This is a genomic window from Bifidobacterium sp., from assembly GCF_051876855.1.
Classification (GTDB): domain Bacteria; phylum Actinomycetota; class Actinomycetes; order Actinomycetales; family Bifidobacteriaceae; genus Bifidobacterium.
Genome location: NZ_JBJEIH010000011.1, coordinates 4,174 through 17,473 on the forward strand (window position 1 = coordinate 4,174; position 13,300 = coordinate 17,473).

A 13,300-nucleotide genomic window follows, 5' to 3' on the forward strand; every position below is an offset into this window, starting at 1 on the left:
TCACCGTCAAAGGCGGCGCATCCCAGACCTTCCAACACGGCGTCGTCTTCTGGTCGCCCACCACCGGCGCACACCCGGTACGCGACAACATCCTCAGGGAATACACGGCCCTGAAATACGAGCAGGGTCTCCTCGGCTTCCCGGTCAACGACGGGATGAAACTCAGGGGCGGCACATCCCAGGCATTCCAGAACGGTCAGATCCACTGGTCGCCAAGCACCGGCGCCCGCTTCACCAGAGGCGCCATCCAACAATACTGGAGCGCCCACGGCTGGGAGAACGGCTGGCTCGGCTGGCCAACCGGCGACGAACTCACCGTCAAAGGCGGCGCATCCCAGACCTTCCAACACGGCGTCGTCTTCTGGTCCAACACCACAGGAGCACACCCGGTAGTCGGCACGACTCTGAGCAAGTATGCCGCTGCCCGCTATGAGCAGGGCCAATACGGCTTCCCGGTCGAAGATCAGACAGGGCCTTCCCAGAGATTCCAACACGGTTCCATTGCCGGCTGCGGGAAAATCGGCTATCAGAATCCCGGTGGGTTCTTCCAGATGAGCTCGTGCAATGTCAGTGTTCCTGGAGGGGCATTCGGGTACGCATCCCCGTCAAGAATCAGCATCAACGCCAACCGCGACCAAGTGGTGAATGCGTTCATCAGCAGGGCATATGACTATCTCGGAACCCGATATGTTTGGGATTACGCCATGCAGCCAGGCAATGGCGTGGACTGCGCGGGACTCGTCATGCAGTCACTCTATGCGACCGGCATGGACCTGCACGATTACAATCCGACCGCACATTGGTATGACCCGTGGCATAGTCATGACGCGAACAACATGAGCAACGATTCCCGCTTCCTGCATATTCCGGTCAGTCAGCGACAGCGCGGAGACCTGATCTTCTATCCTGGTCACGTTGCCATCTATCTGGGCAATGACCAAGTGATTGAAGCCATGCCCCCACGCGTCCGGATTGCGAATATGTACGCCGGTAACCGACACCCCACAGGTGCCGCGCGGCCAATCATCTGATTGGAAACGCCTGCAACACAGGGCATAGTAGAAAAGAACCGTGAGAACAATCTGCTCTCGCGGTTCTTTTCCTTTGTCGGTTGTTCAGTATCCCGTTCTTGCTAGGCTGTTAGCCATGATGGAGGGAATAACGGCGTCTTCAGCGTCATCAGCATCTTCAGAACAAACCCCTGTGCGAGAGCATCATCGGATACCACGACTGGGGTTGGTCTGTTGCAGCATCATCTTGGCGACGCTTGCCGAGTATTGCGCATACCTCAATGAGGGAGAGGCAGGACGTGCCAGACGACTGCCGCATATCCTCGTCTTTGCGGCATTCTTCTTCATTTTGACACTGCTGTTTGAACGGTTCATCGCATGGCTGGAAGGCAAATCCGAACAGACAACACCCATACAAGCGAAACTTGCGTCAGCACATCCGGAAGATACCGGGAACGTCAAGGATGCAGAGAGCGCAAGCCCCCACCAATCCGCAATCCATCTGTTGCAAAGGATTCCCCCCGATTTCACCGGCGGATGGAAATCCGCTTTCAAGGCCGCGGCCATCATGGCAGTATGCTGGCTCCCCTACTACGTGTTGGCCTTCCCCGGCGCAATCTGGTATGACACCGTGCAGCAGGTGCTGCAATGGGAGGGGAAGCCAAACGCCATTACCAGTGGCGCATGGTCCGATCAACACCCGGTGTTCGACACCCTGATTTTCGGACTGTTCTACCAACTTGGCGATTGTGTGGGTTCCCCGGCCTTCGGCGTCGCTCTCTACACAACGGCAATCACCGCCACATCCATAGCCGTGCTGGTATACGTGGTCCGCTATCTTGCCCGTTCAGGAGCCAGCAGACGGGCATGCCTCCTCACATACGGGTTCTTCTGTCTATTCCCGTTCGTGCCAATATATGCCATGGCAATGGTCAAGGACGCGGTGTTTCTCCCCTGCTTCCTTCTGTTCTCCGTACAATGCCTGGAAGCGGCACGCACACGCGGTGCGAGCCTCACGACCCCGAAAGCCTGGATCCTCATCAGCACACTGGCACTGCTGGTATCGCTCACCAAGAAAACCGGCATCTACACTGTAATCATCGCGGGGATCCTCATGATGCTGGTCGTGGCAGGCCGAAAGGCACAGCTCCGACTGGCAGGAACAGTATTGGCGAGCGCCATCGTCATGTTTCTGGTATTGCCCGGCATCTTGTTCCCCTTGTGCCATATTGTGGCTGGCGGCAAGCAGGAGATGATTGCTGTTCCGTTGCAGCAGTCGGCACTGTTGTTGAAAGAGCATGGTGGCGAGCTGTCTCAGGCGGATCGTGACGTGTTCGAAGGGATTCTCGAGCCCGATGCCGCCAACAAGTTCTTCTGGCCGGCTGTCGATCCCATCAAAGGCACGCATTGGACGTCCCAGCGTGAACAGTTGTTGAAGCCGTTCTTGCGTGTGTGGCTGCGTAACGGGGTGAAGTACCCGACAACATATTTGCGCGCATATTTCTTGTTGGAACAAGGCTGGGTCGCCATGCCGAACCAAGCGGCATACGAATCGATATACTCCGGCATGCGCCCGGCATACGTGTACACGAGAGCGTCCTTGGCGCCGAACGCTTCTGACTCTGGGCTACCCGTGTCAAGTCACGCATTGTTCTACTCAGGGTTGGATCAGGGCTTCGCATGGCTGAACGAGCAGTTCTTCCTCCAGCCGTGGTTCTGCCGCGCATTCTGGGCGACTTGGCTGCCCTTCATGCAGTGCTATCTTGCCGTACGTAGGCTGCGTACGCGTACGATGTCTTGGAATCAGGCTGCTTGGCTGATACCGATGCTCGCCACAGTGCCTTTCCTGTGGATTTCCGGGTCGAGTGTTTCGTACGAAGGCATGCGGTATGTGATTCCTATGGTGTTCATCGCTCCGATCGGGTGCGCGATGTTCACAGTTGGTCAGGAGAATCGTGCTCTGTGAGTTGGCGATTGACATTGATGAGGTATGAGCACAGCGACATCACTGTAATCGAATGCAGCCTATGCCGGCACATCTCGCTTCCCTGTGGTACCTGAAGGCATGTATCTAGTCTATCCGTAGTATGTGCCGGGACGTTTCTCCATTACGAGGGTTTCATTATTGCCCTAACCGCAAGCACAAGCCATGCAAAGTCAATGGTTCTATCTTCGGCACCAGGCATCCACGAACCCTCGTAGGCAAGATGGCATCCGGCACATACTACGGATAACGCAGATAGCCGATGCGAGTGAGGTGTTCATCGGATTCTCCCATCTCTGCCTTCCGGCATCAGACCACCACTCACGCATATCGTTAGCAACTACTCCGAACGAGCTAGTTTCGCGCCTATCGCCCTGTGAAACCAGTATTATTCCCACCAATCAGACAAGATGAACGCGGCCGAAACTGTTTCCCCCATATCCAGCTCTTCCCTTCCCGAACCAATAACGTGCACCTCTGCCTCAGCGGTTCCAGACCCGACGGCCATCCGCCACCTGCTCCAACGTCAGCGGACTCGATAACGCATCCATCCCCAACTTTTTAGCCACCAATGAAACGAGTCGCTCCATCTGTTCCTTACTTGACAAATCATATGCAGTCACTTGAATATGCTGCCAGCCCTGTTCATCAATGAACTTCAATCGATCACAGTCTGCGAGCCACTGGTCGCGATGATGCGTACCATCATACTCAATCGCCAGCTTCTTCTCGGGATATGCCATATCCAAATAGAACAACCGGCCCGAATCAGGAATGCAAATCGGCACATTGATACGGGGACAGCCCAAGCCATAGCGCATCAACAACAAACGCAGCCGGGTCTCCTGCGAAGAATCAGTGTCCTCCCGCATCAACCGCACCGCCCTGCTCATAGACCGGAACCCTCGAGGAAGCCGCAAACTCCGCTCTTGCGCCTCCTCACGCAGTTCCCGCAACAACCGAATAAAATCTTCTATCCGTATGCCACGCGAATTACGCCGCATCATCGAATCGCCGAGCACAACCAGCTCCTGCAGCGACAACCTAGCAGCATACATCGCCCACACATACACCGCATGAACGCAGCGAAACCTGCCACGCTGCAAAACTACGGTCTCGAAACTACCCTGCCAAGTGACGAAGCGCACGCCTTTCACTCGCCAGCGATCACTCTCGTGGTGAACTGCTGCATACACCACATCGTCTTGTAAGCGCGTTCGTTCGCGAGGCGGCTCGATGCCAAGCAGCGCCAAGGCTGTCGACAGCGTAAACACCAGAGTCATCGAGGTTCGGTTGCGGGCCTCGTCACACGCTCGCAGTGCCGCCGCATGGTTTTGGATGATGTCGTGCTGATACATAGGATTATCTGCCATGACAGCAACCCTAGTGAATCCTGTCCGCCACGCGCGAGCCGGAATTGAAGATGTGGTCAGAAGTCGTGCGACGCCGCCCGTCCATCTGATTACCGACAAAGTCTGGTGACAAGTATCTCGTGTATTGATGGAATTATGGTATGGGAGAGCTGATATCTCGCATATCCGTAGTACCTGCTAGAACGTATCTTCATTACGAGGGTTCGCCGATGCCTGATTCGCAAGTACATACCACGGAATACCAACAGTTCTATCTTCGATATCGGGCATCGGCGAACCCTCGTAGGTGAGTTGATCTCCGGCAGGTACTACGGATAGCACAGATAGACAGTCGAAAACGCTTACGAGAGGCACCGCAGCAGAACAAAATCACACCACCGCATATTTCGCAGCAAAGTCACCGCCCCTATTATGCCGCTGCATGCAAATAATTCTTCAGTCTGTCGCTGTTCTCGACCATCCATCGTACATCCCCTCATTTTTCTACAGCAACAGCATTGTCTGTCGACGATGTACTTGTCACAATCCACGAACCAGCAGCACAGAACAATGCGGGGGCGCTAGGCAACCCACGGGTCATCCCGCGTGCACTCAGCGCCCCGCACCAGCCATTCCAGCTGTTCAGTCAAGCAGCCACCTGCCAGCCACCCAACTCACTCGGCGGTCTGCAGCTGCGCACCCTCAAGGTCGAAGTCGGCCATGCGGTAGCTCTTGATGGCCGGATCCTCGTACGTGTTCTTGTAGTAGGTGTTGGTCTTGGCGGAGAAGCCGCTCGTGTAGATCGTCTTCTCATACTGGCCGTTGCTCATGAGCGCGCAGCCGTCCACCATCGCCGCGGAATCCAGCGTGTGGAACAGGCGGGAAACGTTCGACTCCTCGGTCTTCTGTGCCGGGTAGTGGGCGTTCGTGTAGGCGGCGCGCACGAAACGCGACGGCGAGCTGTAGTCGCCCGGAATGCCGCGCATGCCGGAGCCGGAGCCCCACGCGCTGAGTTCCTGAGTGCCCCACTTGACCGGCTCGGGGACGCGCGGATCCATGCTCAGGTAGTTGCGCAGGTTCTCGGTGTGCCAGTCGAAGGTCGGCTGGTTGGCGAGCACGTCGACGCCATCATGATGCACATGGATGCCATCGGCCATGGCCTCGATCACGATGCTGCGCTTGCCGTCGCCGACGATCCAGTGCAGGAACGAAACCGGATACTGCTCGTTGACCTGCTTGCCCACGACGGTCACGTTCTTCAGGGCTTCCTCGACCTCGTCAACGGTGGAGAAGCTGCGGGCGATCCAGAACGGCAGCTCGTAGGCGGCGACGTTGACCGTGCCGTCCACCGGAGCGTCCGCATACTGGGCGTATCCCGGGAAGTTCAGGCCGGCGACCGCCAAACCCTCGTCGTTTGCGCAGTCGAAGTACATCGGCATGCCCTCGACGATGATGCCGACGCCCATGACCGGCTTCGGGTTGGCGACCGTCGCATTGTACGCGACCGGCGCCTGGTAGCCGCGCGGCGTCACCACAATCTTCTCGCCGTACGAGAACGACCAGTCGAGATTGCGGCCGAAATACATGTTCCCGTCTTCATCTGCAAAACGAACACCAGTGCACATGTCACCTGCTCCTTCCATACCACCCCTCGTGGGGGCCTACGGATTGTTCGGTTCTAGTCTCGCCGTCGGATTGTCTGATGCGCCGGCGTTCCGGCGTGCTGACGTTGCGGCGCTCCGGCGTTCCGGCGTGCGGCGATTCCGATCATCCGCGTTGTTGTTTTCACTATCGAGCATAGCGTTTCCGGATTGCAAGGATGTGGAGGTTTGGGGGCGTGTTCATCAGTTATTTTCCTTGATATCATGCGGGAATGGCATGGGGTTGCGCATTGAAAGCGCACGTCTTGCATTTACGAAAACGGTAGAGGATTTTCAGGTTATTTTTAGGATTGGGGGTGGATTGATGGGGTGAATAGGGGGCCGGGGACGGAGAGCGGAATGAGACCGGCGAGCGCCTGGTTGGCGGGCCGACCGGTTGGCGGGCTGACCGGTTGGCGGGCTGACCGGTCAGTGATGCGACGAGATGCGGAGTCGAGGTGATGATGTGATGACGTGATGGCACGATGACGTAATGAAGTAATGGCGTAATGACATGATGACAAGGCGATGAGGCGACAGGGCGAGTCGCGTACCGAGACCAAATCGGAGATCACAGGATGGAATCGGAACCAGTCCACGCGAGCACTGGCCGGCACTAGTCCATCCGCTACGGCAACACCACAAAACCGCTTGATTCCAATGAATCACGCACACTACGACAATCAACCATCGCCCGGTCACCCGCATGAAACACCCAAACCACGGACCAAACCGGAGAACGAACGTCGAAAACCAATCCAGTCCACACCGGCACCGACCAACACGCAGACACCAGCCACCCACCACACCGGAGATCAGCGGAATCCCAACGGTCGGCTCACAGCACAACAATCAACCACCGCCAGGCCATCTGCCCAAACCACCCAAACCACGGACCGAACCAGAGAACAGGAGCATAAAACCAATCCAGTCCACACCGGCACCGGCCAACACACATCCATCACCACCTGCCACACCGCAAAACCACAGAACTCCAACGACCTGCCAGCAAGACCAGTACCAACCACCAGCCCGCCAACCACACAACCACCCGTACCCGTAGACCGGATCGGAGAACACACACCGAAATCGGAACCAGTCCACACCGGCACCGGCCGACACCCGACCATCAATCCCTGCGATACCACAAAACCGCTAAATTCCAACAACCCACACGCGCAGAGACAATCAACCACCGCCAGGCCATCCGCCCAGCCACCCAAACCACGGACCAAACCGGAGAACGGGAGCCGAAAACCGATCCAGTCCACACGAGCGCCGACCAACACGCATCCATCACCACCCACCACACCGAAAACCCATGGAATCCCAACTACCCACCAGCACCCCAGATACCAACCACCGGCACATCTGCCACGCAACAGCCCGAGCCCACGGACCAAACCCGAAATAACATGGCGACATCGAAATCAGTCCTCACTCAACCGCCAAGCATCAAGCCGCCACCACCACTGCAACTCTGGCATCCGACGCACTATCATTTGACACCACCATCACATACGCTTGGTCTAACAGCACCGCGAACACCGTGAAGGTCACGAGAACCACGAAGGGAGGAACCCATGGATTCACCAACAGCACTGGCTGAGCCGCATCGAATCGCCAATCCGATCATGCTGACAGACAAGGAAATCAGCGAGCGCCGCCGGAACATCGAACGGCAATATGGCTCCGCAGCAACCCTTCGCAGAAAACAAGCCATGGGCGCCCTGTCATTCGAGGAATACATCGCACTGCAACAAATTGAAGGCCTTGACTATCTCGAGAAGGGATGATGCGGATCGGCCAAAGACGGATAGACCGCTATCCAAACTGGTTACGCTGAGAACGGGCTCAGCGTAACCAGTTTGGATGGCGGATTTTCGAGCGCAAGCGACTGCCGGAGATCCGAGCAGCACCGGAAACAGCCCCGGTACCACCGGCATCTGCGCTTTGGACAGTGCTGATGACACGGACAGAATCAGACCGCCGCAGCACCAACAGCACCAACAGCACCGACGGCATCAGTATCGGCAACACGAGCAGCACCAACAGCACCAGCACAAGCACCAGCGCCAACATCGGTTCTATCATCATCACCGACCCTGGCCCCGGACTTCAGTCCAGCGCCGCCGACCGCACTACCAGCTTCACTATCGCCCGCAACATCAGTTTCCTGCACCTGCGCAGTCTCACTCCCCCGTGTCTTCGGGAGCAGCAGCTGCAAGACAATCGCGACCGTTCCTCCGACCGCGATGCCGGACGACAGGAAATACTGGATGAACTGCGGTGCCATCTGAATCACCGAATCCGGCAGGATCATGGTGCTCACGCCGCTCATCACCGAAACGCCGAGTATCATCGTCGCCCGGTCATCCATCACGGTGTCTTTGACCATTTTCACGCCGTTGGAGATCAGGGTCATGCATACCATGGCGAATACACCGTTGATTACCGGGGTCGGCAGCGAGGTGATGACGGCCATGAGTTTCGGGCAGAATCCAAGGAACACGAAGATGCCGCCGCCCGCGATGACGACCCGACGGGACGCCACCTTGGTGATGGCGATCAGCCCGGCGTTTGAGGAGTAACCGGTCATCGGGGTCCCGCCGAACAACGCCCCGACCAGGCATCCGAGTCCTTCGCCAATGGTTCCCCGGTCTATGCGCTCATCTTCCATTCGCTCACCGGTAATCGCCTGCACGGTGAACCATGTTCCCGTTGTATCGAGCAGCACGAACAGGTACACGACCGTCATCAGCAGGCAAGCCTGGAGATTGAACTGCGGGGCACCGAAGTGGAAAACCTGCGGAAGGGAAAGCCATGAGGCCTGTCCGACCGCGCTGAAATCCGTTCCTCCCATAATCCACGCCACCAGCGTGCCGGACACCAATGCGATGATGACGGAAAACATGTGCAGTACCCGGCTGTTGCGCATGCGGTACTGGGCGATCATGCACGCGAGCAGCACAACGAACGTTACGCATCCGCTGACCGCATTCACCGTGAAGTTCCCACTTGTGCTGAACACTCCCGTCACCGCGGTCGGCACGAGGGTCAGTCCGACGATAAGGATGATGATGCCGCCGATGAATGGCGGAATCGCCTTGCGGATGAATTTCGAGAATGCCTTCGTCAATCCGAGCAGCATGATGACGATTGCTCCGGGCAACAGGCTGCCGATCATGGTGGGTATGCCCATGGTGGCGCCGATTGCGCATAGCGCGGCGAGCGGCACGTACGAGGGGCCTTGGACTATCGGGTATTTCATGAACAGGCCGCTTTGCAGCAGAGTCGCGATACCGCATGCGAAGAAACTCATTTGCAGAAGGAACGAAAGGTCACCACCTTTCAATCCGATGGCGCCGCCGAGAATCAGAGGCATGATGTAAAGGTCCATTGACAGTACGTGCTGGAGACCGAGGACCAGTGATTTTCCTACCGGAATCTTGTCGTTTACCCCAGCAATGAGATGCTGGCTGTGTTGTTGAGTCATGATGATGCTCCTGAACGATGATGGAAGGTGTGATATTTGGTAGATATTTGGTAGAATTACTAATTTCTATGTGCAGTTGACCCGGTCAGTTGCCTGCAATCTGTCGACGCAATTTGTCCAGCTCAGTTTCGATTGACGACGCCAGGTCACGCTCGTCGATACCGCACGCGAAGTTTCCGTTGCGGTATACCACGTTGCCGTTGACGATGGTCGCGGCAATATTTTCCGGGGTCGCAGAATAGACGAGGGTCGCATATGGGTCGTGCATCGGGATGGACGTGAGATGTCGGGGTTCGAACAGCACCAGGTCCGCACGCTTGCCGACTTCGATGCTGCCGAGCCGGTCCTCCATACCGATGGCCTTTGCCCCGCCATTGGTCGCCATGGCGACGGTCTGTTCGGCCGTAATCCTCGCAGCATCCCGGCTGAAACCCTTCTGGATGAGCGCCGCGAATTTGAGGCTTTCCAGATAATTGGTCGTATTGTTGCTCGCTGCTCCGTCAGTGCCGACCGACACGTTCACGCCAGCGTCAAGGCATTCACGGATTGGTGCAGCCCCGGACCCGAGATACATGTTGGACACCGGATTATAGCTGACCGACACGCCATGGTCGGCGAAGCGCCGAATCTCATCATCCGTGAGATTCACGCAATGCACCCCGAGCATCTTATCCGTGAGGAATCCCATGTCATCAAGCATCGGGACAATGTCCTGCCCGTAGCGTTCACGGCACATGGCATTGTCAACCTCGGTCTCATCAATATGCATGGCGTAACGCACGTTTTCCGACAGGCAATAATCCAGCATCGTGCGATACCCCTCGCGCGTCGTGGACCAGGTGACATCCGGGCCGGTCCAGATGGAGAGCATATCACCGCGGTCCGCGTAATCCTTGCGCAGCCGGGAAACTTCGTCCATGGCTTGCTCAGCGGATTCGACCATGCACGCAGGCATCCCGTAATCTTCGCCGGTGTCCTGGAATGTGCGGATGAACACGCTTCTGATACCGGTGTCTTCCATTCCCGCAATGCAACCGTCGGCCAGCTGTGGATCCTGATCGGTGTAGAAGAATTCGCACAAGGTGGTGCACCCGCTTTTCAGCGCCTCCATGCAGGTCAGCTGCGCCGCAAGACGATGCTGATACGGTGTCATCAGCGCCCCATACGGCAGTGCGGAGCGATTCAGCCATTCAATCAGCCGATGGTCGGCACCCAGCCCTTTGAGGAACGACTGGAAAATATGCGTGTGCGTGTCGATAAAGCCGGGAAGCAGCACCTGGCCGGCGGCATCAATGGTTTGCCTCGCTTGAATGTCTGCAGGAGCGGCGCCTTCTGCGATTTGGACAATCATGCCATTGTCCACGGCAACAAAACCGTTGCGAATGACCCGGCGCGACGCATCCATAGTGCAGATCGTCACGTGACAGATCAGAAGGTCCACCGGCTCTTCGACTTGATTCGTAGATTGATTCATGGTTCCCACTTTCCTTGCACGCCTTGCGAACTTCCCAAGCAGGGGTATTCGGGGCGATGCATCGTTTGCGGATTCGTCCCGACGAAGCTGAGGCCTCGCCGCCTGCGTTTTGGTATCAAGGAAAACGAAGAAAACTCGTGACTCCAACCATACGGGCCAGCCGGTTAACGCGGTTGACGGATTGTGTTACGATCCCGCGCATCTCGGATACATTGTGGAAACAGGGTTGCGGCGGTGCGGGAGTTCAAGAGCGAGACGTCATTCAGCCCGCACGCATCAGCGCGATGACGGGTCCTTGTGGGAAGACCACTTCTTCCATGCCCGCATCGGGCCGGTCTGGTTCATATTGACTTGTGTCGTGCGCCATCGACTGTTCAGGTAATCTTCTCGTTCAATCAGAACGGCGTTATTGACTGGCCTCAGGGGATCGACGCAGCAGGCGGGAATTCCGACGGGCAGCGGGACACCCCGACACCGAATCGGAGAACACGGGACGAAATCGGAACCAGTCCGCGCACGCGCCGCCCAGCAACAATCCGCCAACCACATCTCCGCCGTAAAACCGCGGAATACCAACAATCCACACGCGCCCGGTCAACAAGCCACCAGTCTGCAACCCGGCAACCCGACTGAATACACGCACCAGACCGAAAACAAGAACCGAAAAACAATCCAGTCCGCTTCTCCACCTCTGCCGCCACACCGTCCCCCTGCCCTGCCACGCCGTCTGCGCTTACTTCACAGTCACCCGGTACAGCGCACCGACGTGCCCGGCAATCGCGGTAACGGCCGCGCTGCCGCGGCCGACGGCGGTGACGACGCCGTTCTGGTCGACCCGCACTACCTTGGGGTCGGTACTCCCCCACACGATGCCATTGAAATACGTGGCATCCGCTGGGGTCACTGTGGCCTGCAACACTACGGAGTCGCCAAGGCTCAGCGAGTCGGCCACTGCGGAACCGAAAGCATCTGCAGTACCACCGGAACCACCAGCCCCGGAACCGCCAGATCCACCCGAATCGTTCCGCCCGATCGCCACCTTCTGCACGGGAATATACACGACGGTGATATCCAGACGCCCTTCGGCCCCGCTCGCCGCCCGCGCGGTGATGGTCGTGTTCCCGGCATGCAGTGCGGTCACACGCCCTTGGCTGTCCACGGATGCCACGGTCGAGTCGCTTGACCGCCATGTGAGTGTCTTGTCAGTCGCGTTCGTCGGCGTGATCGCAGCATCAACCGGGAACGTGCTGCCGAGCTGCATGCTCAGGTGCGACCACGCGCCCCGTCCGCCCAAATCCACGGATTCGACGTCGATGTCCCTCGTGCCGATCGCTTTGACAAGCACGTTGCCGCTCGTGTAATTGGATGCCAGGTAGGTGCGCAGCTCAGTGGAATCGACCCACGACCCGTAGTAGTACACGTAGCTTTCGCCCGCGTTGGAGGTCACGTTGTAAGTTCCCTTGCTGCCGCCTTCCACGAGATAGTAGTAGGGCGTACCGTTGCTCGCAGCCTTGCCGCTGGTTTGTTTGAGCGTCACCACGACTGCATACCGCTGGCCTTTGGCGAGCCCGACCGCCTTGTCGAGTTTCACGGTGTGGTAGCCGGTGTAGGCGAGGTCGGCGACTTGCCCGTCGACGACTTTGGTGCCGCTGGTCGGCATCTTGCCGTCGCCGTCCACGTACACGTCGATGGTAGCCTCGGTGTTGTCCATCATGGTCCACAACCCGACCGCCTTGATGTGCTGCGCGTGGCTGGCGGTGAAGATGTTCGCTTCGGGCATGGGCTCGGAGTTGGTTGAGATGGATTGCGCGGTGGCGCCATCGTACTGGTCGATAGTGTCGTACTCGTGTACGGTGTTGCCGGCTGCGGTGCTCACGTCAGCGTCTTCCGTCCGGTACCTGACGACGTCGTCCAGTGTGGTGTCCATGTACGACAACCAGTGGAATCCTTGGTCGCCCGGGTATGTTCCCCACTGGTTTTTCAGCAGCCATGCGCCGTCTTCCTTGGGCACGATGTAGTCCTGGGTCACGGTGTTGTCCACGTCGGTCGTGTAGGTCACCTTCACGACTTCGGCGACAGTGGAGTCGTATTCACGCGTGTTGCCGTTGCCGTCAAGCAATGGCACCATGAAGTTGAACCTGCTGTAAGTATCATCCCATCCGGCGAGGGTGACCATGTGGTTGCTTGCACCGCCGAATGAGCTGGCGTGGATGGCAAACTGGTTGGTGCGTTTGCTCTGGTCATTGGTCGCGTTGACGGTCGCCGTACCGTCCGCAGTCGAGATGACCCGGGCATTGCGCACATTTGAGGAAACCTGGCCTTTCCCGCCCTGCTGAATGTACAG

The 13,300-nt window shown here is 57.8% G+C and carries 8 protein-coding genes; 3 read left to right on the forward strand and 5 right to left on the reverse strand.

The genetic code is table 11. The features are described from left to right. Both ACI38B_RS00380 and ACI38B_RS00385 read left to right on the forward strand, forming a co-directional pair. Positions 1 to 1,031 (forward strand): NlpC/P60 family protein (locus tag ACI38B_RS00380; protein ID WP_439729059.1); only part of this gene is annotated, 1,031 nt, incomplete at its 5' end. Positions 1,032 to 1,257: 226 nt separating this feature from the next. Beyond that, positions 1,258 to 2,976, forward strand: a complete 1,719-nt coding sequence (locus ACI38B_RS00385; RefSeq protein ID WP_439729060.1) for a DUF6020 family protein — start codon at positions 1,258 to 1,260, stop codon at positions 2,974 to 2,976. Between the two features lie 500 nt (positions 2,977 to 3,476). On the opposite strand, the gene ACI38B_RS00390 is transcribed toward ACI38B_RS00385, so the two are convergent. After that, complete coding sequence (locus ACI38B_RS00390) at positions 3,477 to 4,367, reverse strand: DUF559 domain-containing protein (RefSeq protein ID WP_439729061.1); 891 nt, start codon at positions 4,365 to 4,367, stop codon at positions 3,477 to 3,479. Positions 4,368 to 5,020: 653 nt separating this feature from the next. Beyond that, positions 5,021 to 5,971: a choloylglycine hydrolase gene (gene bsh, locus ACI38B_RS00395; RefSeq protein WP_439729062.1), complete on the reverse strand. Its 951-nt coding sequence runs from the start codon at positions 5,969 to 5,971 to the stop codon at positions 5,021 to 5,023. A gap of 1,598 nt (positions 5,972 to 7,569) precedes the next feature. Here bsh and ACI38B_RS00400 point away from each other — a divergent pair. Beyond that, a complete protein-coding gene (locus ACI38B_RS00400) occupies positions 7,570 to 7,782 on the forward strand; it encodes a hypothetical protein (protein ID WP_439729063.1) in 213 nt (70 codons plus the stop codon). A gap of 185 nt (positions 7,783 to 7,967) precedes the next feature. On the opposite strand, the gene ACI38B_RS00405 is transcribed toward ACI38B_RS00400, so the two are convergent. From ACI38B_RS00405 to ACI38B_RS00415, 3 genes are all read right to left on the reverse strand, one after another. Next, positions 7,968 to 9,482 carry a uracil-xanthine permease family protein gene (locus tag ACI38B_RS00405; RefSeq protein WP_439729064.1) on the reverse strand — a complete coding sequence of 505 codons (1,515 nt, stop codon included), beginning with the start codon at positions 9,480 to 9,482 and terminating at the stop codon, positions 7,968 to 7,970. 85 nt (positions 9,483 to 9,567) lie between these two features. Next, positions 9,568 to 10,956, reverse strand: a complete 1,389-nt coding sequence (locus ACI38B_RS00410) for an amidohydrolase family protein (RefSeq protein ID WP_439729065.1) — start codon at positions 10,954 to 10,956, stop codon at positions 9,568 to 9,570. Positions 10,957 to 11,689: 733 nt separating this feature from the next. Beyond that, positions 11,690 to 13,300, reverse strand: a 1,611-nt coding sequence (locus tag ACI38B_RS00415; RefSeq protein WP_439729066.1) for a lectin like domain-containing protein, incomplete at its 5' end; no start/stop codon positions are given.

Coding starts and splice junctions, on each gene's coding strand:
- ACI38B_RS00410 (WP_439729065.1), bottom strand. CDS start 10,956: ATGAATCAATCTACGAATCAAGTCGAAGAGCCGGTGGACCTTCTGATC.
- bsh (WP_439729062.1), bottom strand. CDS start 5,971: ATGTGCACTGGTGTTCGTTTTGCAGATGAAGACGGGAACATGTATTTC.
- ACI38B_RS00390 (WP_439729061.1), bottom strand. CDS start 4,367: ATGGCAGATAATCCTATGTATCAGCACGACATCATCCAAAACCATGCG.
- ACI38B_RS00405 (WP_439729064.1), bottom strand. CDS start 9,482: ATGACTCAACAACACAGCCAGCATCTCATTGCTGGGGTAAACGACAAG.
- ACI38B_RS00400 (WP_439729063.1), top strand. CDS start 7,570: ATGGATTCACCAACAGCACTGGCTGAGCCGCATCGAATCGCCAATCCG.